Here is a 24,180-nt window from a genome sequence, read left to right on the forward strand (position 1 = left end):
CACAAGCTTCACCCACTCACTACCGCACTATAAAACCACGTAATCCCACAAGCTTCACCCACTCACTACCGCACTATAAAACCACGTAATCCCACAAGCTTCACTCACTACCGCACCATTCAACCACGTAATCCCACAAGCTTCACCCACTCACTACCGCACTATACAACCAGGTGAAGTCGCAGCGGCAGGGCCGGGAGGGCAGGGTGTCAGGTGAGGGATGTTTTAGTGGAGCGCCAGGGAAATCCACCTGCCCCAGTCGCTTACTGAGGAAGCCGTTGCTGACGAAGTTAGCGAATGGGAGCAGGTTAGCTCCCTGGCAGCGGAACGCTTCCCTCACCTGACACCCTGCCCTCCCGGCCCTGCCGCTGCGACTTCACCGTCCCCCCCTATCACGAAAGGAGCCCCCATGCCCAAAAAACCCGACCGCCGTGTCCGCAAAACCAAATCCCACCTCCGCGCCGGCCTATCCAAACTCATGCAGCACAAAAGCATCAAAGAAATAACCGTAAAAGAACTGGTAGAAGAAGTAGACATCAACCGTTCCACCTTCTATCTCCACTACACTGACATCTACAACCTGCTGGAAACCATAGAGAACGAACTCCAGGAAGAAATCCTGAAGATCATCCAGGAACACCCTGTCAGCCCCTTCAACGAGGCCAGCTTCCCCTTTATAGAGGACATCTTCCTAATCCTCTGGGAAAACAAAGACATCTGCAGTGCCCTTTTAGGCCCCAACGGCGACATGGCCTTTGTCAGCCGCATAGAGAGCATTATATCTGAGCACAGCCTGAAGGTCCTAAAAGCCACCTTCCCGGAAAACATGGACAGCCTGAAATACTCCTATTCCTTCTGTCTGACAGGATGCATCGGCCTGATCAAAACCTGGCTGGACTCAGACACCGGGGAATCCCCCCAGCATATGGCTGATCTGACTTTCCGTCTCATCATGAACGCATTAAAAGATATCTACCCCAAACCGTAAGCGATTCTAAACTCCGGTCCTTTACAGACAACAAAAAGCCCGGGATACCGAATCCTATCAGATGCCTCATGCACTATCATCTGCATGATACATCCATATAGAACCCGGCATCCCAGGCTTTCCCAAAACAGCTCCACACCTTTACCGAACCAGCCGGCCGGCCTATACCCGCTGACTGCCTTCCGCAAGCTGTGCGTCACACGCTAATAACTTTCCCTTGCACTCTTGGCAAACCAATCTTCCCTGAGCGTCACATAAAGTTCTACATTAGTAGCGTCCACATAAGGCTTCACATAGAAAATCCCGGCGATCCCGCATGTAACCGCTCCCACGATCAGCCATCCAATAAAAGAAAGATCCAGGAAAAAAGCTTCCCACTTCTGTCCATACATCATCTCTTTACTGATTCGCAGTGCTTCCCTGTAATCAATATCCGGCTGCTCCGCCAGTATATACGGGACCATACGGTAGGCATAACTCATCACGATTCCCGGAATCACAAAAAGCAGCGTCCACAGAGCCACAAACAGATTCTTCATGAACATGACCAGCACGGAATTTCCATAAAAACCGCTTTGGAAACCAAAAAGCAGTTTAGAAACAGGCGCCTTATAATCCCTGTTTTCCACATAAAATCTGCAGGCTCCCACCAACAACATCTGGAATAGGAAAACATCGAGAAGAATCACAGCCAGTGAAACAGCACTTGAGCTGAACGCATTTCCTCCCCAGTTAAAAAATGAATGGTCCCAGTCAAAACTTAAATGAAGCCCTGAAAATTCCAAAAACGAACCGGATGCCCCATCACTGTCATAATTACGTCCGTACTTAGCCGCCACCAAAGAAGCTATCAAGGACACCAATACTGCAGGCCCGTAATTTCTCAGAAAATTGGCTTTTCCGTTCATTTTAAGTTCCATTCTGTTCCACATATTATCATCCCCCATTCTCCGGAATCAGTGAAAATACCGGATACTTTTTTCACTGTTCCATATTACCATACTTTCATGGAGAATGATACTTCTTTACTGTATTTTCTACCTGGGTAATACTCCCTACCCCCTCCGTGGCCCCCATTTTCTGCACTGCCAGCGCGCCGCAGGCATTTGCATACGCTGCCGCTGTATGCAGATCCATTTCCTTCGCCAGTGCATACACAAACCCTGCCGCAAAACAGTCACCCGCCCCTGTTGTATCCACGCACCTGACTCCAGGAACCGCCGGGCTTTCAAAAAACATTTCCCTGTTCTTCACAAAGCAGCCCTTATCCCCGCATTTGATCACCACATTGCCCACACCACAGTCCAGAAATACATCCGCAATTTCATGCAGCTCTCTCTTTCCGGTAACCAGCACTGCCTCCTCATAATTGGGAAAAAGGAAATCCACAAAGGACAGCGCCTCCCGTATATCTTCAGCTGTCTCCCCGTTTTTTCTCTTGGTCATATCCGCGCAGACCCTTATCCCCTGTGCTTTGGCTCTGGAAAACAGACGGGCCATATCTTTACTGCCAAGCCTGGGAAAGACAAAGATACTGGCAAAACTGAGTATTTTCACATTCTGAAGAAAATCTCCCTCCAGATGTTCCCCGGAAAGTATGCGCAGAGTTCCATGAGGGTTGGTCAGAAAACACCGCTCCCCGTTTTCCTTCACCAGCACCACATTGATGCCTGTATCCACGCCGGGTTCTGTCCTGGCAAACTCAAGTCCAATCCCCCATTTGCGGCAATGGCCTCTGATGATCTCTGCGGCCGGGTCCTCACCGAGCACGGTAAGAAGCCGGACCTCCTCTCCCAGCTTTGCCAGAACAGTGGCTTCATTCAGGGCGTCTCCGCCTGTCCTCATGGTAATAGCATCCGCCGGACTTGAGCCGGTCTGAAAAACACCCTCATCTGCCGGCCCTGCCAGGACATCCAATATGGCGGCACCCACAACTAAAATTTTACCATCCATCTTCCCACTCCTTTGCTTTCCCCTGACACGCCTCATTCCGTATCCCCTAACCGTTTTCTTCCCCCGCGGTTCTCTTCCCTCACTGTTGTCTTCCCCGCAGTTCTCTTCCCTCACTGTTCTCTTCCCACGCTGTTCTCTTCCCCGCAGTTCTCTTCCCTCACTGTTCTCTTCCCACGCTGTTGTCTTCCCCGCAGTTCTCTTCCCTCACTGTTCTCTTCCCACGCTGTTCTCTTCCCCGCAGTTCTCTTCCCACGCCGTTCTCTTCCCACGCTATTCTCTTCCCACGCTGTTCTCTTCCTGTAACCCCTTGACCACCCTGTCATCCACGGGCGGCCCCGGCTCTGTCAAGGTCTATCTGCCGCCTCCCGGAACTTTGCAAATAAATCCTTAAACTTCTGCCGGTCCCTTAAAAAGTCAAACTCTTCCCCTTTTTCTATCTCCTTTAGCATCCCGTTACGCATTCTCTCAAATACTTCCTTCTGCTGTCCGTTATCTGCGCCCTGTTCTGCCAGCTTATCATACAATCTGCTTTTCCCCAGATCCCATGGTTTCCCCATAGATTCCAGCATCCCCTCCAGCTGTTCCAAGGTTCGATCCGCATCCTTTTCAGCCACCGCAGCCGAATAATCCGCCACATACTTTCCGTATTCCCACAGATCCAGCAGCTCCACCACATCTCTGTGTTTTCCCCCATAATATTCCACCCCCTCATAGCAACCCTGCTCCTTACAGATTTCCATAAGGACGATCAGGCAATTCTGTACATCCCCTGCTGCCTGGAGCAGCTTCCTCTGGGTCAGCTTCACTGCCTCCTCTGTTTTACCCTGTTTTCTGTAAAGGAGGGTAAGCATGGGCCTTTTATCCACGCCCAGGTCAGGGATCTCCGCCAGCAGTTCCTCTGCCTTGTCGTATTCCTCCATCTGGATGTAATCACCTACCAGCATATTCAGGGCGCTGCCTCTGATTCCCCAATCGGCTTCTTTGTCTCTGGCAACTCTTTCAAATAATTCCCTTATCTCCTCCTCATACCCCGCCTTATCCTCTTCCGCCGTAGGAAACATAAGAAGGGCACCTTTCAGAAACCCGGCGAGATTGTAGATCAGCTTATAACTGTTGGGATACTCCTTGATCTTCTGCACCGCCAATTCATGTCCCGGCTTATACCCGCTCTCTTTCAGCACTGCAAAAATGCGGCTGCAAAAATGATTGATCTCCTCGTCGGTCAGCTCCTCCTCAAAAGACAGCAGTGTGTTTAAATCCACCTTCAAAAGCCTTGCAAGAGGCGGAAGCAGCATAATATCAGGATAGCTCACTCCCTTTTCCCATTTGTTGACAGCCGGTGCTGATATCCCCAGATACTCTGCAGCCTGTTCCTGGGTCAGCTTCAATTCTTTTCTTCTCGTTCTGATAATCTCATTGATCTTCATAACATTGTCCTCCATATTCAAGACGGACAGCCGGCGCCAGCCCCCGCTCTGCTTTTTCGTTTCCAAGGCAAAGTTCTTTGCTATGTTCATTATAACAGATGCGCATTCCCTGCACTATTGAATCCTTTTTAATTTTCAGTCAATAATTTTAACCATAAGTCAAATTACAAACTGCCCTCTTCCCGGCATCCCTTTCCTTATTATGCCGGTCATAATTTTACCATTGTTGAAACCAGCGGAGCGTGCTATAATCTAAATTGCAGGATACCTGCATAAAATAGTCCAATTTAAGGAGGTTTTTACTATGTTAGACAAAAAAGTATCTGAACTGCTGAACACGCAGATTAACAAAGAATTCTACTCCGCCTATCTATATCTGGATTTTGCCAATTATTATAAAGACCAGGGACTTGACGGTTTTGCCAACTGGTACAACGTACAGGCCCAGGAGGAACGTGACCATGCCATGCTCTTCATCCAGTATCTGCAGAATAACAGTGAACAGATATCACTGGAATCCATAGCCAAACCGGACAAGGTATTTGACGCCTTTGACCAGCCTCTCCATGCAAGCCTGGAGCACGAGCGCTATGTGACCAGCCTGATCCATAACATTTACGATGCTGCGTACACGGTAAAAGATTTCCGTACCATGCAGTTTTTGGACTGGTTTGTAAAAGAACAGGGGGAAGAGGAGAAGAACGCAGAGGATCTGATCCGCAAATTTGAGCTCTTCGGACACGACTCCAAAAGCCTCTATATGCTGGATTCCGAACTGGCAGCCAGAGTATACGCTGCCCCTTCCCTGGTACTCTGATATGAGCGGGGAAAAATATCTGTGCCCTTGTTTCAAGGTCACAAAAAAGGATATCAAGGAAGCCATAAAAGACGGAGCCTCCTCTTTTAAAGAAGTGCGTAAAATGACCAAAGCCGGAAAAGGCTGCGGCCACTGTGAATGCAAAGTGAAAAAATACGCAAAAAAGCAGTTAAAAAAACACGCATCATGAATTTTGACGCAAAGATGCCTGCGGGATCACAATACAACGTGTTGTGACCACCCCGCAGGCATTTTTTATTCCTACCAGATTCCAAGTATTTTCTGCATGACCAGACTCACACCCGTAATCCCGGCCCAGCAGCAGGCCCCCATGAAAATCGGCTTCCCGCCTGTCTTTATAAGCTTCACCACATTGGTATTCAGCCCGATAGCCCCCATTGCCATGACAATGAAAAACTTGCTCAGGGTCTTCAGTGGACTAAAGATTCCCGCCGGGACTCCAAGGCTCACCGCAGCGGTCGTAATAATAGAAGCCCCCACAAAATACAGGATAAAGAAGGGAAAAATCTTCTTGAACTCAACCTTATTCCCCTCCTCCTTAGCATTCTTTGCCCTTACAAATGCCAGTACCAGGGTAATGGGAATGATCGCCAGGGTCCTGGTCAGTTTCACGGTCACGGCCTTGTCAAGAGTGGCTGACCCCAGATGATAAAGTGAATCCCAAGTGGAGGCAGCAGCGGTTACAGAGGATGTATCATTGACAGCCGTCCCCGCAAAAATCCCGAACGCCTCCCCGCTGTGAGTGTCAAATCCGATCAAAGCTCCGAAAGCCGGAAACAAGATTGCTGCCAGAATGTTGAACAGAAAGATAACAGAGATAGCCTGAGCCACCTCCTCGTCATCCGCATCAATGACCGGTGCCGTAGCTGCAATGGCGGAACCGCCGCAGATGGAGGAACCGACCCCCACCAAAGTAGATATTTTACCCGGGATCCGCATAACCCGGTGCAGTACATAAGCGATCACCAGTGACGTAGTGATCGTTGCCACAATAATGGGAAGGGACTGCTTCCCTGTCTGCAGGATAACGGATAGGTTCAGACCGAATCCCAGAAGGATCACTGCATACTGCAGAATCTTTTTAGAAGTAAATGTGATGCCCTGCTGTACGCCCGATTTATCCTTCAGAAGAAGTGTGACTGCCATACCCAGAAGAATGGCAAAAACCGGTCCGCCGATCACCGGCAGCGCTTTTCCCAAAAACCAGCTGGGCAGTGCGATGGCAAGACAGAGCAGAAGACCTTTCCAGTTCTTTTTCAAAAAATCCATAGTGCTTTTCCCCTTTTCTTATTTGCTTTTCCTGGTATATCTTACCATGGATCTACAATAAAGAAAAATTATTTATATTTATTTTTCCATAAATATATTTTATAATATATCCTATACAGGAGGATAAGGATATGCAGGATTTCCGCATGGAAACTTTTTTAACCGTATGTGAAGAATTGAATTATACACGCGCTGCCCAGAAGCTGGGGCTGACACAGCCCGCCGTCTCACAGCACATCCATTTTCTGGAGCAGTGCTACAATACACGCCTGTTCACTGTGCAGGGCCGGAAATTATATTTGACAGAAGCCGGTAAGCTTCTCCACGCTTCTGCCCAGACCATGAAAAATGATGAGGCCCATCTCCGCCGCAGGCTCTTCGATGTACAACAGCCCAAAAGGGAATACCACTTCGGCGCAACCCTCACAGTAGCTGAATACATCCTCCCGGAGAAAATAAAAAATATCCTGAGGGAGGACCCGGACTGCCGTATGAAGATCACCGTCCAGAATACCAGGGAACTGCTGCGCCAGATTGACACGGGCGAAATTGACTTTGCCGTAGTGGAAGGCTCCTTCCCCAAGGAGGAGTATGATTTTCTCCCCTACAGCAAAGAACCGTATATTGCTGTATGTTCCCCCGGCTTTCCCCTGCCCCAATGCCCCTGTGTCCTGGAAGACCTGCTTTCCTATACCCTGATCACCCGTGAAAAAGGCTCCGGCACCAGAGATATCCTGGAATCCATCCTTGCCCAGCAGAATCTGAAGCTTGCCGACTTTTCCCGCGTGGTGGAATACGGCAGCATCGGCGCCATCAAACGGCTGACCGCCGCCGGTTGCGGCATTACCTTTCTATACAAAAAGGCCGCGGAACACGAGCTCCGCAGCCGGAAATTAAAAGAGATCAAATTACAGGAATTCCACCTGCTCCATGGACTTAATTTTGTCTTCCGCAAAGATACCATTTTCAGGGAAGAATACGCTGAACTCTATTCCCTCCTGAAATGACACTGCCCGGATCAAAGACACGCCTACGCCGCATCTGCTGATTCCATTCCCCCGGTGATCCGCTCTATGGCGCAGCAGACCTTCTCAAACAAAAAGTCAAACACCAGGCCGTATACAACGCCGAACAGGTTGTTTATAAGCCTCAGCGCCATGGAACCTGCCATGCCGAACATTCCCATAGCCATGGTAAGGGCTCCGAAGGAGTTAAACACAGTCTGCCACAGATAGGTAGCGGAAAATCCCACGCCAATGCCGCCCAGCATTCCGATACAGCCGTAAAAGCTCTCCGGTATCACAGCACAGAGACCGAAAAACAGAACACAGCCAATCAAATTTCCCGGAAAACGGTATTTAAACCGGTTGAGCAAATCCCTGCGAAACGGCTGGATAATGGACATCATGGCAAATCCTGCCCACATGACCCTGGGCAGATGCAGAAGCTGTGCAAAGAACATGCCTGACGATATGCCGAGGGCCATACGCAGCTGCCACTTGGTCCTGGCCGATGAAAATGCAAACTCACGCAGCAGATCCCCCAGTCCCCTCTTATACCGGATTCCCCTGTGGTTTCTGTAAAAGACCAGGACAGTCAGCAGCGCTCCCAGAGCCAGTGCAAGGACGCGCATGAGATAATCCCTGCCTGACACATCGTTTCCCTGAAGGAGCAGATAGCCCAGAACCCAAGTGGCGTGATTGGCCATGATGATGTTATGGCACCCCAGTGTAAGGATCAGAAGTAAAAAGACAAAATTCAGAAAAAAGCCCCACCCCGGTGACACCATATTGGTCAGCTTAGGTCCCACTGCCAGAATGGCAAATAAAACAGCGATAACTCCATTTCCATGGGAAGCCCTGATTCCCAGATCCGCTGACCTGAATACCATCACGGTAAGCAGCACCACCACACCGGCCACGCTGTTGCTCTCCCCGAAGATCCCGGTATAAGCCGTGACAAATACCATACAAAAAGCAAGCGTCAGAAACACTTTAAAAATATAGATGAGAAGATGTCTTCCCCTCTCTCTGTTGTCCTTACTGTTCTTGATCAGCGCCTTGGAACCGGCCTGATTTAACTGCAATTCCTGATAAATACTCAAATGATCCACTCCCTGAATAACTATTTTTTACTACTGCTGTATCTGTTGTGTTTCCCCTGCATGATGATTGGCCACACGTATCAGCTCCATAAGCCGGCCAAACGTCTCCTCCCCGGCCTTGCGCCTCATGGAATACAGAGGTTCCAGATAATACTGGTACGTGCGTTCCAGCTCCTCCTGCCCTTTATGGGTAATGTACAGAAAATAACTGCGATGGTCTTCCGTACAAGCCTCTTTCCCCAAAAATTCTTTTCTGCACAGGCTCTCCACCAAACGGCTGACCACCGGCTTGCTGATCCCCATACCCGCGCAGAGCATGTGGGATGTGAGCTTCTCCTTTGAGAGTGCCACGCGGGAGAGCAGGTCCAGTTCCTGGGCAGAGGAAATCCCGCCTTTTTTTGCCCTTCTTACATGCAGGCTGCAGAAATGCCTGATATCCTGCATACTCTCCATCATTTCTATCCAATCATATTCCATTGCTTTTCTCCCATATATGCGTTCGTAATTTGCCCGGTATGGCCCTTTTTAGTTTACTTTATCAACTATTAAGGTATACTACGCCAATTAGTTCATTTTGTCAACTACTTTCACATGCTTTTTACAACGTCACCTGCATATCCTTAAACTCTTTTGGTGATATTCCATACTCTTTCTTGAAAGCACGATAAAAACTGGAATAATCCCCAAACCCAAACATGGGATATACCTGACTGATCCCCACATCCCCCAGTATGGCGTCCCTGCAGGCTGCCAGACGTTTTTTTGTGATATACTGGTGAATAGACAAGCCCGTACTGTCTTTAAAGATATGCGCAATATGATATTTACTCACAAAAAACTGTTTTGCCAGATTCTCCAGTGACAGATCACCATCCAGGTTTTCTTCTATATAATCAGCCAGGCCCTGATACAGGTTCAGTTCCTCTCTCTCACTTTTTGGATAATTCTGTTCGTGCACGATCCTGTTCAGGTGGAGGATCAGGTCATTGACACACAGGGATATCTTAGCTTCCCTTCCGAACCGTTTGGAACGCATTTCATCAATAAGTCCAAAAACCTTAGACTGAATGGTATTAAAGATCACCACATCGGTGTGAAAGATATAATTCTTTGTCACCTTCACATGCTGCATGAGATAGGCATAATCCGAAGAGATCTCCATCAGGCTGTTACAGTATTCCTCTGTGATCCAGAACACAAACCGTCTGTACGGATTCTCCTGGTTCCTGATAACCGCATGGTGCTGCGCCCTGGGCGGTATCAGCACAACGTCCCCGGGCCTCATGGGATATTCTTTCTCTTCTATTATCATGGTCACATTGCCCTCCAGGAAAAAATAGAACTCATAATAGCTGTGCGCATGGTTTTTTACCTGAGATAAGTAAAAATCACTGTAATAATAAATTTCAAAATCCTGGGAAAGCATATACTGTCTGGTACTGAATGCGGTCTGCAGATTTTTTTTCAAAGCTTTCACCTCCGTCATTTTTTACAGATTACCACGAAACCGCAACTTTTGCAATGTAAACAACAAATCAGTCAATTGGATTTTTTCCCGGTATGGCTATAATAATAGATAACAAGTAAATGAATCCCAAGCGGAAAAGAGAAAGGATACGAAAAACTATGGAAATGACATTAAGATGGTATGGTTCTAAATTTGACACAGTCACTCTGAAACAGATTCGTCAGATTCCCGGTGTAACAGGGGTTATCACTACCCTTTACGATACACAGCCAGGTGAGGTCTGGAGCAGAGAACGCATCGCTGCCCTGAAAGAAGAGGTTGCTGCATCAGGACTTCACATTTCCGGTATCGAGAGCGTAAACATCCATGACGCCATCAAGACCGGCTCCCCGGAAAGAGACATGTACATTGACAACTATATCGAAACTCTGGAAAACCTGGGAAAAGAAGACATACATCTGGTATGCTACAACTTCATGCCTGTATTTGACTGGACCAGAACAGAACTGGCACGTGTAAGACCGGACGGTTCCACAGTTCTTGCATACACACAGGAAGCGGTTGATGCCCTTGACCCGGAAAACATGTTTGAATCCATCGCAGGCGACACCAACGGCACGATCATGCCGGGCTGGGAACCGGAACGTATGGCTAAGATCAAAGAGCTGTTCGACATGTACAAAGACATTGACGACGAAAAATTATTTGAAAACCTGAAATACTTCCTGGAGCGCATCATGCCTGTCTGCAACAAATACGACATCAACATGGCGATCCATCCGGATGATCCTGCATGGAGCGTATTCGGCCTTCCGCGCATTATCATCAACAAAGCCAACATCCTCCGCATGATGGCAATGGTGGATGACCCGCACAACGGCGTTACCTTCTGCTCCGGTTCCTATGGCACCAACCTGGAAAATGACCTGCCGGATATGATCCGTTCCTTAAAAGGCAGGATCCATTTTGCTCATGTGCGCAACCTGAAATTCAACTCACCTACTGATTTTGAGGAGGCAGCCCACCTCTCCACAGACGGAACCTTTGATATGTACGAGATCATGAAAGCTCTCTATGATATCGGATTTGAAGGACCTGTGCGCCCAGACCACGGCCGCATGATCTGGGATGAAGTGGCAATGCCCGGATATGGCCTCTACGACAGGGCACTTGGCGCAACATACTTAAATGGTCTTTGGGAAGCAATCGTGAAAGGAGCAAGATAGTCATGCAGGTAAATGAACAGGGATTAAAAAATAAAGAACAGTGGGAAAGCAAAGGCTACTCCCTTCCGGGATTTGACCGAGCAGCCGTGACCGAGAAAACCAGAGAAAATCCGTTCTGGGTACACTTCGGCGCAGGCAACATCTTCCGTGCGTTCCAGGCAAACGTAGTACAGGACCTTTTAAACAAAGGTGTTCTGGACCGCGGTCTGGTCGTTGCAGAGGGATTTGACTATGAAATCGTGGAAAAAATGAACCGCCCCCATGACGGCTACAGCATCCTGGTCACCTTGAAAGCAAACGGTTCCGTGGAAAAAACCGTTGTGGGCAGTGTAGTGGAGTCCCTCACCGTTGACTCTGAAAATGATGCAGACTTCAACCGTCTGCGTGAGATCTTCAAAAAAGATTCTCTGCAGATGGCCAGCTTCACCATCACAGAAAAAGGTTACAGCCTTGTAAACGGCAAAGGTGAGATGCTCCCCTCTGTTGTGGCGGATATGGAAAAAGGTCCGGAAAAACCGGAAAGCTACATCGGCAAGGTGGTAAGCCTTCTGTACACCAGATTCCAGGCAGGAGAAAAGCCGATCGCCATGGTGAGCATGGACAACTGCTCCCACAACGGCAGCAAGCTCCACGACGCAGTCTTTGCATTTGCAAAAAAATGGTCTGAGACAGGCCTGACAGATAAATCTTTTGTGGATTATATTGAAAACCCGGCAAAGGTTTCCTTCCCCTGGTCCATGATTGACAAGATCACCCCAAGACCGGACCCGTCTGTGGAAGAGATCTTGAAAAAGGACGGCGTAGAAGAATTAGAGCCGGTTGTAACCTCCAAAAACACATACGTGGCTCCCTTCGTAAACGCTGAGGAATGCCAGTACCTGGTCATCGAGGATGCTTTCCCCAACGGAAGACCTGAGCTGGAAAAAGGCGGCCTGATCTTCACCACCCGTGAAACCGTGGATAAAGTGGAAAAAATGAAGGTCTGCACCTGTTTAAATCCCCTCCACACTGCACTTGCCGTATTCGGCTGCATCCTGGGCTATGACCTGATCTCCAAAGAGATGAAGGACGAGACCCTGAAAAAGCTGGTGGAAGGCATCGGCTATGTGGAAGGTCTGCCGGTTGTTATCAACCCCGGCATTCTGGACCCGAAAGAGTTCATTGACACAGTATTAGGCGTTCGTATCCCTAATCCGTTCATGCCGGATACTCCGCAGCGTATCGCTACCGATACTTCCCAGAAGCTGGCGATTCGTTTTGGCGAAACCATCAAGGCTTATCAGGCATCCCCTGAGCTTAACGTATCCGACTTAAAGCTGATCCCTCTTGTATTCGCAGGATGGCTCCGCTACCTGATGGGTGTGGATGACAACGGCAATACCTTTGAATTAAGCCCGGACCCGCTTCTTGACACTGTCCGCCCATACGTTGCAGACGTAAAACTGGGCGAGCCTGTGGACGCAGAAAAACTGCTGAAACCGGTTCTGGAAAACGAAAAGATCTTCGGTGTGAACCTCTATGAGGCCGGCATGGCTGACACTGTATGCAGCTATTTTACACAGATGACAGCCAGTACAGGCGCTGTCCGCAGCACACTGGAAAAATACGTCTGATCTCCCGTCATACCCTCTGGGGCCGCACGGCTCCTCCGCTCCTGCGGCCCCTCAAAAGGCGGCGCCATATGGTTCAAACCATACGGCGCCGCCTGTATTTTTATCCTTTAGTATACATCTGCTCCAAAAGGCATCAGAGCCAGCTTCGCTATTTTAAAATGCTGCATGCCAAAGGGAATTCCCACAATGGTAATACAGAGTAAAATGCCAATGACCAGGGACTCCAGAGCCAGGGGGATCCCCGTCACGATCATCCAAATGACATTCAGGAGCAGAGAGCCTGCCCCTCCGCCGTACTGCACTTCTTTTCCAAAAGGAAAGAAGGCAAGCGCCGCGAATTTAAAGCACTGCAGCCCTACAGGGATCCCAACGATCGTGATACACCATAAAAGCCCTGCCAGGCACCAGCTCAATCCGCTGATACAGCCGCCGAATACAAACCAAAGCACATTACCAAGACATCCCATATCTTTACCTCCTATCTATCCTATTCATCTAACAAGTCTCTTAATTCTTCAAGGATCACCCGCACCCGCATGATCGCGTCATCCACCTGCTCTCTGGCATCATTGATCTTTCTCTGCACCAGATAGTCTGACACAGGCCCGTCAAAAAAGAAGTCGGCAAACGTAAGGAAGGAGCTGATATCCATTCGCAGATCTAAGGGAACCTGAACATCTCTTAACTCTCTCTGGAACACAAGAAGCTGTCTCTTTGCTTCCTCCATATAGCCTGTGGCATCTGACATTTTTGAGTGTTTTACCCAGTCTGTAAAAAGACCGCCGCCCAGCATATCGAAAATCCCCCAGTTCTTTGCTCCCTGAAGCCTCTCTTTTGCATTCTCCAGACAATACAGGGCTTTCTCACCTGCCGCTGCTGCTTCCTCAATTTCTCTTCTTCTCACTACGTCTCTCATCTTTCTTTTCCTCCATTTTTTCAGCCGGCTTTTCTGCGGCGGATATCTGGAAGGTGTTTGCTAATAGATGGAACTAAAAAAAGACCTCTATTATGACATCCGCCACAATAAAAGTCTTGCTATCTCATTTGATACGGACACCTCTCGGTATCGGTTGACGATTTCAAACCCGTTCATCTCTGAACGTTCAGCTACTCCCTTTCGATTGCTTGAATAGAATATAGCACAGAGCGCCGGAGTTGTCAATACATTAATGAAAAAACATCGAAGCTGTGGGACAGCTTGCGTAACAGTTCAGACAGGTCTGCGCATTTACTGCGCTGACCGTATGAAGAAGTAGTGCCAGCAGGCATCCAGCCCATCGCGAAGCGATTTTTAATGGCTGGATGCGTAACGGTTCAGCTTGTCTGAACTGTTACCAGCTTACCGAAAACACGCCTTTCTTTCTCCTGTTTACGGTAACTGTCCCGCTGCAAAACTGCTGAAACCGCTCTTATATCATCACGGCTTCTCCTCCTTGGGGCTTCCTGACTTCTGATACTGCTTGTCAAACTCCGGCCTTGGAAGGGGCTTGTTGAAATAATATCCCTGAATATAAAAACACTCCAAATCCTTCAGTATCTCAAGCTGCTCCCTGTTTTCCACTCCCTCGGCAACCACTTCCATCTGCAGCTCCTGGCAGAGCGTCAGAATATTTTTCACGATGATACGCGCATTCTCATTTGTGAGCAGGTTATTCACCAGCCCCTTATCCAGCTTCAGATGATTGAACCGGATAGCGGACAGGAAGGAGAGATTGCTGTATTTCGCACCGAAATCATCGAGGGCAATATGATAGCCGGCCTGACAGATCTGTTTTCCGATCTGGGCCACGGTGCTGCGCTCCACCTCTCCCATACTCTCTGTAATCTCGATCTCCACATACCGCTTATCTACACCGTAGCGGAAGATGATCTCCTCCATTTTATCAATAAGCTGTTCTTCCAGGAGCGTAGCCCTGGAAAAATTAAGGGAGACCGGAATCAGCTCCACACCTCTGCGCTCCCACTCTTTTAAGATTTTGCATACTTCCTCAAACACAAAAAAATCTATATAATGGATCAGCCCCGCTGCTTCCAGGAACGGAATAAACTTTCCCGGGGGCACGATCCCCTTGTCCGGGTCCTGATACCGTACCAGTGCCTCCGCACCGAACAGGGTATTATTATAGGTATCAATCTTAGGCTGGAGATATACCGTAAATCTTCCGGCCGCCAAATCTTTCAGCAGATCCTTCAGCACTCCTGCACTTTTATGTACTTCCATAAAGGGATGTTTATTATAATACTCCTGCTTGGCTATCATCCTCCGTTCTTCTGCGCTGGCTATCAGAAAATCCAGGCTGATATCCGTATCCGTCCAGGCGCTGCCCACTGAGACACTGGTCACATCCCGCATCCTCTCACGCATTCTTTTCAGACGTTTTGTAAACGAGTCCTGGGAAATATTCTCACTGATCAGCAGAAACTCATCTCCTGTAAAGCGGTAAATCCTTGCGGCCGGAAATTCTTCCTGCATGATACCTGCGGTAAACTGTACTACATTGTCCCCGTAGGCATTTCCGTAAACCCTGTTAATATCCTTCAGACCGTTGATATCTATGGAGATCACCCCCAGAGAGATAAGCCCCTCCTCCTGCAGGCCGGAACAATACTCCTTATAACTGTTCCGGTTCAGCACACCTGTCAGTTCGTCATGATGAAGCAGGAATTCCTGTTTTTCCTGGAGGCCGCGCTTTGTCAGTTCGTTGGCCATAAAGTAGCGCATGGTGGTGAGGATGGCCTTGTGCTCTGTATTTTTTGTAGGATTATCAACACCCATACAGCCCACAAGCCTTTTTCCCTCCTCCAGCTCTGTCATAAAACAGGATGGAATATCCAGGTCCTTTAAAGTCTTATAAAGTGTACGGCGTTTCTCTTTCCACGCCTCCACATCGCTTACATATTGAAGCTGCCTTAAATCCGCCCATTCCCGAACATTTGGATTTCCGGGCTGGAGGTATAGGCTGCTATCCTTAAAAAGAGATGGCGTCCCCTCTTTTTTCCACTCATAAAATTCCTGTATGCAGCCGTTTTCCGGGTCACATGAAAATACATATGCCCTGTCCCCGCCATAATATGCAGCCAGGGTTTCCAGCACCGTCTCCAATGACTGTCTGAAATCAGCTGCCCCGGTAAGAGCAAACATACTCTGCAGCAGGACCTTTTCCCCCTCACTGTCAACCCCGGTGCAGGCCAACTGCTCCGCTGCTACCTGTTCCTTGGGGGCTTCCAGCTTGTATTTTTTCAATTGTCTGCTGTAGACAAAGACACCGCTTCTTCCCATGGAGATACCGGTCTCCAGTGCTGCTTTTGCCTTCCGGTATAATCCCTGGAAAATAGTATCCGGCCGGTTCTCAAAAATGATCCCGCAGGATACATTGACCGACTGACTGAGATTGGGAAACAGATAAGGCAGGGCGATGGTCCTGATCACCTCTTCTGCGCACTGGCGCACAAATTCCGATTTCGGATCGTTGTACACAAAAACAACAAATTCATCCCCATAAAACCTGCCGATAATGGCATCCTCTATAAACCTCATTTTAATCTGGTTGCCAATTTCCTTCAGCACGTCATCCGCGGCCACATAACCGATCTCCTGGACCAGTCTTGTAAAATAGTCCACATTGAATACCAGCAGTGCATAGGACTGCCCTTTGCTGTGGTTTTTCAGCAGAGCGTCCCCTATCATTTGAATGGCAGTATCCTTATTATAAACCCCGGTCTGCATATCATACTGTGCACGGACTTTCAGCGCCAGTTCCAGGTTCTTTTTTTCATTGATATTTTCCAGGGTTCCGTAGACGTACAAGTCTCCATTTTGGACATCACGTACCAGACGTGCCACAGCATTGACCCATAACAGACTGCCGTTCCTGTTTTTCCTGCGGTACTCAAAGTTTATGGCTGTATTGCCTTCCTTATACGCTTTGCACAGGGCTTCCCGGTTCATCAGCTTCTGCAGCCGCAGCATATCCTCCTCATTGGCCATACTCTCATTGTGAAGCTCCATCAGCTCCTCATATGTCATTCCCGGCGGGTATTCCTTCTGAACCTTTCCCTCCACATACTCTACGCAGTTCCGGTCAAGATTGCAGCGGAAACTGGCGATCACACCTCCGTCATAGGTGAGTCTGAGCTGCAGCTCCTGCTGGTAGATCATCTCCGCCTTTTTTTGTTTTGTGATATCCTCGCCGACGGCAACCGCACAGTAGGGTGCCCCCTTCTCATCATAGAGCATAGTGTAGCTTACCTGTTCCCACCACCAGTAGCTGCCATCTGCGGAACGGGTGAGGATGTCTGCCTGCACATGACTCTGCCCCTGTTCCAGCCTGCTGTACAGATCAAGCAGGTCCTGGCGGCTTCTGGGGTGTATATACCCCTTTTCCAGCAGTGTTTGCGGCGCGTTATCCATCTGCCCGAATCCATGGTTTTCCTGCGCCCCCTCAGTCAGGGTCAGTGTGCGGGACCTGATATCATATTCCCAAACATTGATACGGGATTTTTTCAGGGCCGTCCGGTAGACCATCTCCTTATGAGCCAGCTCCCTTTCCAGAGATTTCTCCCCATCCGGGCCAATCCCCTGGCGGACAGCCTGCACTCTCTCATCCTCTGCCTGTCCTTGGCGTTTTCCCCCTCTCTGCCCATAAATGCAGTACCGCCCTTTGCCGTTTTTCTTTGCCTGGTACATGGCTGCATCCGCCTTTGCAAACAGGGACATAAAGTCCGTGCCGTGTCCCGGAAACAGGCTGACTCCAATGCTGCAGCCAATACTGCAGGTGGTCTCCCCTGTGGTATAATGGTCAAAAATCTTCCGGATCGCCTCCACCTTGCCGGCAATGAAATCACTCTTTTGTAGATTTGTCATGAACACCACAAATTCATCGCCGCCGATCCGGGCAACAATATCCTCCCGCCTGAAAATGGTGCGGAGGCTTCCTGCTGTTTCGGTTAATACCCGGTCTCCAAACAGGTGTCCGTAAGTATCATTGATACTCTTAAAATTATCCACATCGATCAGCAGCATTGCAGCAGGATTTTGTCCCTGCCGGATGTATTGCTCGACTCTTGCCACACACTCCCTGCGGTTCAACAGACCGGTAAGGGGGTCTAAAGTGGCCGCCTTCTGCGCCCTGATAATTTCCTTTTTCCGCTGGTCAATATCTGAGATGATACCCAGGATCTTCAAAAGTTTTCCGTCCATATCCCGGAGCGCTGTGGCGTGGACATCCACCCAGAGGTAGGAACTGTCCCTTCCCTTCAGACGATACTCGCATTCCATTTTGTCATTGCCCCTCAAAATGGCCTGGAATCCCCCTCTCAGTCTCGCTTTATCTGCCTCATATACGATGTCTGTGGCGAACATAGAATCCGGAAACCCCTCCGCGGGAATCTGATAACCGAATTTCTTCTCAAAATTAGGAGAATAATATATCTCATAAGTAACACAGTCCAGCTCGAAAATAATATCCTGCATCTGGGACAGCACGATCTCATATCTCTGCTCACTGATGGCAAGCTGCCGCTGCGCCTCCTTCTCAGCGCTGGTGTCATGAAAAATACAGTGGAACCAGTCTCCGTCTTTCTTATCCTCCTTAAACTCCGCGCTGATCCATACCCAGCAGATCGTTCCGCCCTTCTTAACCAGCCGGTTTTCATACATAAAGACATTGCCGGTTTCCAATTGTCTGCTGATCTCCTCCCGGATCATTTCCCGGTCGCCCTCATAAACGGCATCCAGAACATGGTTATGAAACCGTTCTGCAAATTCTTCCCGTGTGTACCCTAAAAATGCGAACAGATAATCATCGGCATCAATCAAGGTAAAATGTTCATCATACCGACAGTTAAATACGCCTCCGCCGATCTTTTCCTTCCCGGTAGAGCTATTTTCTTTTTCCGTCATGCTCAATCGGCCTCCTTCGTTCTTCCTGCTTATTTGAAGTTCTCCATCCTTATTATCATTGTATTACAACCGAGGCGAATTTTAAACTTTTCTGTTCGATTTTGTAATTTTTTTCCATTATCTGGAATGGCTTGCAGGGAACTTGCATGAAAATAGCCTGCCAAACCGGCAGGCTAAGGCTTTGGAAGGGTCAGGATGGTCACCTGTGTGACATATTCTTCCATATCTGACACCGCAATTTCATTTAGTCCGATTTCATAAGCATATCCTGTGATCCGGCAGCCATGGTCATCCGCAAAGGCCAGCATTCTGTGGTAAAGTTCCGGCAGCTTGTCCCAGCTTCCTTTGCAGAACCCCCTAAGATATGTTCCTGCCGGCTTTCTGTAATATCCCTCTGCCTCTGCTGGATGCTCCATCTGGGTATATAACCCGTCATAGATCTCAAACTCTCCCCGCCGGATCTTTTCCTCAGAGAGTATGCTGCCGCAGCTCGTCTTATATTTACTCAAATCCCATGTTGTCTGCAGATGCTCCAGCAGGGTGCTCATATCCGCAAATTCTCCCTGCTGCACTTCAGAGGACAGAGGCGTTATAAAAAGATACTCCTCCTCACATTCCACCAGATCCATCTGTCCATCCTCCACCTCCATACAGAGCCGCAGCATCTCCTGTTTTTTCTTCAGGACCTTCTTCAGGCTCTCCAGATTCCGGATGGTATCCTCAATCTCCCCTATTTTTTTCTCCGACAGGGATATGAATCTAGGGGCTGTGGGCCGGTTCAGATACTCCTTGATCTCCCCAATGGACATATTCAGCTCCCGGAGTGCCAGTATGCTTTCCAGTTCGGCACTCTGCTGGTAGGTGTAATAGCGGTACCCGTTCTTTCCCTTGTATGCAGGTGAAAAAAGTCCGATATCATCATAATAGTGCAGTGTGCGTTTGTTTAGATGATGCAGCCTGGCAAACTGTCCTGCTGTGAAAAGTATAGAATTCTGAAACATGTTATCCTCCCTTGCCCCTTTATCCGCTGTACTCCATAAAATGACTATACCATATTATCCCATACCCATAAAGCCTGATCAACGCAAAAACTTTTCCTCAAACACATCCGCCGGAACCGGTCTGGAATATATATACCCTTGTATCATATCACAGTCCGCCATACGCAGGTACTCTACCTGTTCCTGTTCTTCAATCCCCTCCGCCACGGTTTTCACATCCAGCTTTTTGGCCAGCTCCATCAGACAGGCGATCACATCTCTCGCCTTCTCACTGTGCATATCCTGAAAGAAGATCCGGTCAAGCTTCAGCGCATCCACATCAAACTCTTTTAACAGACCCAGGGAGGAAAATCCGGAGCCAAAATCATCCAGGGAACACCGAAACCCCAGTTTATGCATCTGACGGATGCTTTCTTTTACTATGTCTATTTGATTCTCCTCTAAAAATATGGATTCTGTCAGCTCAAATTCCAGCAAGTCTGTTCTGACGCCATAACGGCCTGCGATCACGGATAATTCCTCCAGAAATTCCGGCCTGCTGAAATGCTGTCTCGACAAATTGACAGATATGGGGATCAGCTTTTTGCCCATTTCCTCCCATTTTTTCATAAGAGCACATACCTTTTCAAATACATATACATCCAGCCTGCATATTTTTCCATTCCGCTCAAACAGGGGAATGAAATCTGATGGATAGATCACACCTTTTTTAGGATGCTGCCACCGAACCAGTGCCTCCGCCCCTTTTGTTTCCCCTGACTTTGGACTGATCTTTGGCTGCAGAAACACCTGGAAATCATGGCCGGAAAGAGAATCCTCAAACATTTCGTTCATCTCCTCCTCCCATTTCAGGCGCTCCGCAAATCCCTCATCGTAAAACCCACAATCCTCCCCTGCTTTTTTCTCACTGCTCTGTTCCGCAAGGCGCGCGTGGTCCTGTAAGATCGTGATCTCCTCACCCGGATCTTCAATGATACAGGCTCCCTGGCGGAAAGATACCGGGTAATGGGGTGCCTCGGTGCCGGAAAATGAATTGATCTCCGAAATAACAGTCTTCAGCCTCGTCTGTATACGTTCCGGTTCCGCCTCCCGCAGACACAGAAAAAAACTGTCTGATTCAGCTCTGGCCGCAAATTCATTTTCGGATGGCCTGATATGGCGCTGCAGTACCTGATGGATATAACACAGCATTTCATTGCCGCCCTCAATACCGAACCTCTCGTTGATCATCTTAAAGCCTTTTACATTCATCATGACAATACAAAAGGCAGAAGGCTCCATTTTAAGCGCTGTCTCCTTATATTTCAAGCAAAAGGCAGCCTGGTTCATCCCTCCGGTGACATTGTCCTGAAAGGCGTAACGCTCCAGCTCCCTTCTCCCTGTGTTGAAAAAGCGGTACACTTTCACAAGGAGGACAAAAAACACTGCCATTACAAATCCCAGGATCAAAAAGAATCTCCATATATTCCCTTCCAGACTGCCTGAGATCAGATCCGCAGGTATGATGGTCAGAAGAACCCAGTCGTTTACTCCCAAGGGATCATAAGACAGAAACAGCTCCTCCTGATGCACCGAAGTGAATTTCAGTATTCCGCCCGCACCTTTCTGCATGTCCTTCAGCATCTCTTCCAGCTCAGATACGACTTCCCGGTCCCTACTTTTCTTGAAGATATCTTCCAGCTGAAGAAACGGCTTTAGGTCTGTGGGGGATAGGATCACCTTCCCGCTACTGTCAATGATACAGCTCAGGCTCTCACCGTCAAAGCTCTTGGACGCGATCATAGCCTGCATTTTTTCCTTGCTCCGAGTGCCCACCATGACATACTCCACCGTACCGTCCCTATAAACCGGCACGGAATAGATGATCTCCTGACCGCCAAGATAACTGGTCCCGTCCCTTCCCTCAAAGGAATCCCTGACACAATCCAGTTTCCCTATTTTCTCCAGATCCGCCGCGCCAATGGTCTCGGGCAGTGGTGTATGCACCATACCTCCCTGTCTGTCGATAAGCCCCAGAAAATTAAATTCCAATATTTGGGCTTTCTGTCCCAGTATGGTTTCAAGTCCGGCCTTATCTTCATCTGCGATAAGATCCGCCGCCATTTTCAGATCCCGGGATTTATGTTTCATGGTATTGCCTATCTCTCCCGCCATATACATGGTCACATCGTTCAAATATTCTTCTGTACTGCGGGCCAATACCTTTTGAAGGTCAATAACATTCCAGGCAGATATCATCAGTGTAACCAGGATAACCATAGAGATGATCCCCACCTGGGCCCCGCTTATTAAAAAAGGCCCCTGATATGCAGAGCCCCTTCCAGCTCTTCGTCTCATGTTCCACACTCCTGCTGTAATACGGTTTCTTTTCTCTTTTAAAATATTCTACAATGGCTTTCTTTTTCTGTGCAATCTTATATTTGTGTACATGTACATATAGTATTATAATAATACACATACTATCGGCGCAAAGGAGACGGTACTATGGAACAGAAAAACAGATTATTTGACTTTTTATACCAAAGCCTGAAAAAACAGATCGTAACCGGGCTTCTCCCATACGGAAGCACACTGCCTTCCATGAGTCAGCTCTGTGAAATATATCATGTGGGAATGCGCACAGCCAGGGATGTTCTGAAAGCACTGGCACGTGAGGGCTATATCCGGACAGCCCAGCGCAGACCCACCCTTGTGATATACGGGCAGGCTCAAACACCTGAGGCAGGTGCATCCCGGGAACCTTCCATAAAGACTATCCTTTCGCACAGATCCTCCATTCTGTCTGTGTATGAAACCATGGCACTGCTGATGCCTCCTCTTTTCTCCTTTTCGGCCATGGTCTGCGGTGAGGAAAAAATGCAGAACTGCCTCTGGATCCTGGCGCAGGAGAAAAAAGCCCACAGAAACAAATGGCAGACTTACTCCACCTTTCTGCATGAAATTCTTTCCGCTTCCGGCAGCCTGCTGTTCCGGGACTTATATATCAGTCTTGAACTCTATGCACAGATCCCATTCTTCTGGGAACACAGAGATTCCCTGACTGAGCCTGCGGATAATATCATAAAACAAAACACATTCTGGCACACCGGACTCCTGAAACCGGAAAACGGGGAGGAGGCGCTGCGCTATTTTACTGCGCATTACCGGTTCACCAAAGATATGATCAAAAAATACCTGGATAGGCTTTCCCCGGAGTATCCGCAGATACAGGAATCTGATGAAAATCTATACTCCTGGGATGCGGACCTTGGCAGAGACCATTATTATATGCAGATCACCAGGGATATCATTGACAAAATAGGAATAGGGATTTATAAAGACAAGGAGTTTCTGCCCTCAGAGGAGGCTTTGTCCAGGCAGTATCAGGTTTCCATAGCCACAGTGCGCAGGGCGCTCTCCAACCTGAACAGGCTGGGCTTCTGCAAAACCTACAATGTCAAAGGAACGCAGGTCACTCTTTTCAATGACCGGGCTACTTACTCCTGTATGAAGGACAAGACATATAAAAATGACACGCTGCTGTATTTAAGCAGTCTCCAGTTCATGGCCCTGGCTGCTCCCCCTGCCGTCACGCTGACCTTTGACCTGATAACAGAAGAGAATCTAAGATCCCTGGAGGAAAGATTCCGGGAACCATACGCCATTCCCCTGGACTTAATTATGGACTGTATCACAGCGCGGATGCCGCTGTATCCCTTCCGGATCATTCTGAAGGAGGTTAAAAAAATGCTGCACTGGGGATACTATTTTTCTTTCTATCCGGAGGGCAGCCAAATGTCCAATATCATTAACCAGATGGGTCTGCAGGCCTTTCAATATCTGCGCAGAAAAGACCGGAAAGCCTTTGCCGGACAGCTCAGTGCGTGCTACTGCCACATTCTGGTCTTTGTCCGTGACTTCATGAAAGGCTGCGGCCTCCCCGAAGCAGACAAGATCGCAGCACCGGATATGTCTTTTATCAGCTTATATATCTGAACAAAAAGAAACCCTTGTAAAATTTTCATTCTACAAGGGTTTTAACGTGCGCGAGAAGATTCGAACTCCCGACCTTCTGGTCCGTAGGCAGTTTAAAATAAACCTTTGTAATGTGACACTTTTTCACCTAATTGACACTTTTGGTAGTTTTTGTAAATTCCCTGTGATATAATGAGAAAAACAAATGATGAGGTGGGGCTTATGTTCATATATTCTTCTGGTTTAAGTGCATTTTATTCATTGGTAATCTCAATATTAAATGTTGCTATTTTGGTTCTTGCTTTTATTGGTCTGATAACTGTTATAAGATATTTTTCAAAAAAGCGGAAAAAATAGTATTTTTATGTATCTCAAATAAGTTGTGCTGCGAAACCTGATCAGGACGCATCGGCCAATGGTTTGAGATACATTTTTTA

At 48.3% G+C, this 24,180-nt stretch carries 20 protein-coding genes; 7 read left to right on the forward strand and 13 right to left on the reverse strand.

Annotated elements, in window-relative coordinates; translation table 11 throughout:
* Window positions 1-409 precede the first annotated feature (409 nt).
* Window positions 410-988, forward strand: a complete 579-nt coding sequence (locus tag CI595_RS23170; protein WP_095175986.1) for a TetR-like C-terminal domain-containing protein — start codon at window positions 410-412, stop codon at window positions 986-988.
* 203 nt (window positions 989-1,191) lie between these two features.
* On the opposite strand, the gene CI595_RS23175 is transcribed toward CI595_RS23170, so the two are convergent.
* From CI595_RS23175 to CI595_RS23185, 4 genes are all read right to left on the reverse strand, one after another.
* Window positions 1,192-1,920, reverse strand: coding sequence for a DUF975 family protein (locus tag CI595_RS23175; RefSeq protein ID WP_243135240.1), 729 nt, complete (start codon window positions 1,918-1,920; stop codon window positions 1,192-1,194).
* A 73-nt stretch (window positions 1,921-1,993) separates the two neighbouring features.
* Window positions 1,994-3,055 carry a carbohydrate kinase family protein gene (locus CI595_RS23180; RefSeq protein WP_243135241.1) on the reverse strand — a complete coding sequence of 354 codons (1,062 nt, stop codon included), beginning with the start codon at window positions 3,053-3,055 and terminating at the stop codon, window positions 1,994-1,996.
* On the reverse strand, window positions 3,052-3,210 hold the full coding sequence (locus CI595_RS26180) for a hypothetical protein (protein ID WP_156087483.1): 159 nt from the start codon (window positions 3,208-3,210) through the stop codon (window positions 3,052-3,054). Before CI595_RS26180 ends, CI595_RS23180 begins: the two co-directional genes overlap by 4 nt.
* 75 nt (window positions 3,211-3,285) lie before the next feature.
* Complete coding sequence (locus CI595_RS23185) at window positions 3,286-4,368, reverse strand: helix-turn-helix domain-containing protein (protein ID WP_162291961.1); 1,083 nt, start codon at window positions 4,366-4,368, stop codon at window positions 3,286-3,288.
* Window positions 4,369-4,672: 304 nt separating this feature from the next.
* Here CI595_RS23185 and CI595_RS23190 point away from each other — a divergent pair, with 304 nt between their 5' ends.
* Together CI595_RS23190 and CI595_RS27225 are read left to right on the forward strand one after the other, a co-directional pair.
* Window positions 4,673-5,185 carry a ferritin gene (locus tag CI595_RS23190; protein ID WP_095175989.1) on the forward strand — a complete coding sequence of 171 codons (513 nt, stop codon included), beginning with the start codon at window positions 4,673-4,675 and terminating at the stop codon, window positions 5,183-5,185.
* Window position 5,186: 1 nt separating this feature from the next.
* Window positions 5,187-5,375, forward strand: a complete 189-nt coding sequence (locus CI595_RS27225) for a (2Fe-2S)-binding protein (RefSeq protein ID WP_095175990.1) — start codon at window positions 5,187-5,189, stop codon at window positions 5,373-5,375.
* A 71-nt stretch (window positions 5,376-5,446) separates the two neighbouring features.
* Here the strand turns inward: CI595_RS27225 and CI595_RS23200 are convergent, their stop codons facing one another.
* A complete protein-coding gene (locus CI595_RS23200; RefSeq protein WP_095175991.1) occupies window positions 5,447-6,475 on the reverse strand; it encodes a YeiH family protein in 1,029 nt (342 codons plus the stop codon).
* A 131-nt stretch (window positions 6,476-6,606) separates the two neighbouring features.
* Between CI595_RS23200 and CI595_RS23205 the strand changes: the two genes are divergently transcribed.
* The gene (locus tag CI595_RS23205; protein ID WP_095175992.1) at window positions 6,607-7,482 is read left to right on the forward strand and encodes a LysR substrate-binding domain-containing protein; all 876 of its coding nucleotides are present in this window, start codon (window positions 6,607-6,609) and stop codon (window positions 7,480-7,482) included.
* A 23-nt stretch (window positions 7,483-7,505) separates the two neighbouring features.
* Here CI595_RS23205 and CI595_RS23210 read toward each other — a convergent pair whose 3' ends face one another.
* The 3 genes from CI595_RS23210 to CI595_RS23220 form a co-directional block, all read right to left on the reverse strand.
* Entirely contained in the window at window positions 7,506-8,579 is a 1,074-nt protein-coding gene (locus CI595_RS23210) for an FUSC family protein (protein ID WP_095175993.1), read from the reverse strand.
* Between the two features lie 30 nt (window positions 8,580-8,609).
* The gene (locus tag CI595_RS23215) at window positions 8,610-9,056 is read right to left on the reverse strand and encodes a MarR family winged helix-turn-helix transcriptional regulator (RefSeq protein ID WP_095175994.1); all 447 of its coding nucleotides are present in this window, start codon (window positions 9,054-9,056) and stop codon (window positions 8,610-8,612) included.
* Window positions 9,057-9,177: 121 nt separating this feature from the next.
* A complete protein-coding gene (locus CI595_RS23220) occupies window positions 9,178-10,047 on the reverse strand; it encodes a helix-turn-helix domain-containing protein (RefSeq protein ID WP_095175995.1) in 870 nt (289 codons plus the stop codon).
* A gap of 158 nt (window positions 10,048-10,205) precedes the next feature.
* Between CI595_RS23220 and uxuA the strand changes: the two genes are divergently transcribed.
* Complete coding sequence (uxuA, locus tag CI595_RS23225; RefSeq protein WP_018595261.1) at window positions 10,206-11,273, forward strand: mannonate dehydratase; 1,068 nt, start codon at window positions 10,206-10,208, stop codon at window positions 11,271-11,273.
* Between the two features lie 2 nt (window positions 11,274-11,275).
* Window positions 11,276-12,886, forward strand: a complete 1,611-nt coding sequence (locus CI595_RS23230; protein WP_095175996.1) for a mannitol dehydrogenase family protein — start codon at window positions 11,276-11,278, stop codon at window positions 12,884-12,886.
* Between the two features lie 107 nt (window positions 12,887-12,993).
* Here the strand turns inward: CI595_RS23230 and CI595_RS23235 are convergent, their stop codons facing one another.
* The 5 genes from CI595_RS23235 to CI595_RS23255 all read right to left on the reverse strand — a co-directional run bounded on the left by CI595_RS23235 (window position 12,994) and on the right by CI595_RS23255 (window position 22,126).
* Window positions 12,994-13,353, reverse strand: coding sequence for a YccF domain-containing protein (locus CI595_RS23235; protein ID WP_095175997.1), 360 nt, complete (start codon window positions 13,351-13,353; stop codon window positions 12,994-12,996).
* 20 nt (window positions 13,354-13,373) lie between these two features.
* Window positions 13,374-13,802, reverse strand: a complete 429-nt coding sequence (locus tag CI595_RS23240) for a hypothetical protein (protein ID WP_095175998.1) — start codon at window positions 13,800-13,802, stop codon at window positions 13,374-13,376.
* Window positions 13,803-14,303: 501 nt separating this feature from the next.
* The gene (locus CI595_RS23245; protein WP_095175999.1) at window positions 14,304-18,788 is read right to left on the reverse strand and encodes a diguanylate cyclase domain-containing protein; all 4,485 of its coding nucleotides are present in this window, start codon (window positions 18,786-18,788) and stop codon (window positions 14,304-14,306) included.
* A 173-nt stretch (window positions 18,789-18,961) separates the two neighbouring features.
* Window positions 18,962-19,789 (reverse strand): MerR family transcriptional regulator, encoded by an 828-nt coding sequence (locus CI595_RS23250; protein ID WP_095176000.1) that lies wholly within the window; start codon window positions 19,787-19,789, stop codon window positions 18,962-18,964.
* 78 nt (window positions 19,790-19,867) lie between these two features.
* Window positions 19,868-22,126 carry a bifunctional diguanylate cyclase/phosphodiesterase gene (locus CI595_RS23255; protein WP_167388479.1) on the reverse strand — a complete coding sequence of 753 codons (2,259 nt, stop codon included), beginning with the start codon at window positions 22,124-22,126 and terminating at the stop codon, window positions 19,868-19,870.
* Window positions 22,127-22,273: 147 nt separating this feature from the next.
* Here CI595_RS23255 and CI595_RS23260 point away from each other — a divergent pair, with 147 nt between their 5' ends.
* Window positions 22,274-23,764: a GntR family transcriptional regulator gene (locus CI595_RS23260; protein WP_095176002.1), complete on the forward strand. Its 1,491-nt coding sequence runs from the start codon at window positions 22,274-22,276 to the stop codon at window positions 23,762-23,764.
* Window positions 23,765-24,180: the final 416 nt, after the last annotated feature.

This window comes from Blautia hominis (assembly GCA_002270465.1).
Lineage (GTDB): Bacteria > Bacillota > Clostridia > Lachnospirales > Lachnospiraceae > Blautia > Blautia hominis.

Bases quoted from the DNA above. Each gene is read 5' to 3' on its own strand.
- CI595_RS23170 (WP_095175986.1), top strand. From the start codon at position 410: ATGCCCAAAAAACCCGACCGCCGTGTCCGCAAAACCAAATCCCACCTC.
- CI595_RS23175 (WP_243135240.1), bottom strand. From the start codon at position 1,920: ATGTGGAACAGAATGGAACTTAAAATGAACGGAAAAGCCAATTTTCTG.
- CI595_RS23185 (WP_162291961.1), bottom strand. From the start codon at position 4,368: ATGAAGATCAATGAGATTATCAGAACGAGAAGAAAAGAATTGAAGCTG.
- CI595_RS23190 (WP_095175989.1), top strand. From the start codon at position 4,673: ATGTTAGACAAAAAAGTATCTGAACTGCTGAACACGCAGATTAACAAA.
- CI595_RS27225 (WP_095175990.1), top strand. From the start codon at position 5,187: ATGAGCGGGGAAAAATATCTGTGCCCTTGTTTCAAGGTCACAAAAAAG.
- CI595_RS23200 (WP_095175991.1), bottom strand. From the start codon at position 6,475: ATGGATTTTTTGAAAAAGAACTGGAAAGGTCTTCTGCTCTGTCTTGCC.
- CI595_RS23205 (WP_095175992.1), top strand. From the start codon at position 6,607: ATGCAGGATTTCCGCATGGAAACTTTTTTAACCGTATGTGAAGAATTG.
- CI595_RS23215 (WP_095175994.1), bottom strand. From the start codon at position 9,056: ATGGAATATGATTGGATAGAAATGATGGAGAGTATGCAGGATATCAGG.
- uxuA (WP_018595261.1), top strand. From the start codon at position 10,206: ATGGAAATGACATTAAGATGGTATGGTTCTAAATTTGACACAGTCACT.
- CI595_RS23230 (WP_095175996.1), top strand. From the start codon at position 11,276: ATGCAGGTAAATGAACAGGGATTAAAAAATAAAGAACAGTGGGAAAGC.
- CI595_RS23235 (WP_095175997.1), bottom strand. From the start codon at position 13,353: ATGGGATGTCTTGGTAATGTGCTTTGGTTTGTATTCGGCGGCTGTATC.
- CI595_RS23240 (WP_095175998.1), bottom strand. From the start codon at position 13,802: ATGAGAGACGTAGTGAGAAGAAGAGAAATTGAGGAAGCAGCAGCGGCA.
- CI595_RS23245 (WP_095175999.1), bottom strand. From the start codon at position 18,788: ATGACGGAAAAAGAAAATAGCTCTACCGGGAAGGAAAAGATCGGCGGA.
- CI595_RS23250 (WP_095176000.1), bottom strand. From the start codon at position 19,789: ATGTTTCAGAATTCTATACTTTTCACAGCAGGACAGTTTGCCAGGCTG.
- CI595_RS23255 (WP_167388479.1), bottom strand. From the start codon at position 22,126: ATGAGACGAAGAGCTGGAAGGGGCTCTGCATATCAGGGGCCTTTTTTA.
- CI595_RS23260 (WP_095176002.1), top strand. From the start codon at position 22,274: ATGGAACAGAAAAACAGATTATTTGACTTTTTATACCAAAGCCTGAAA.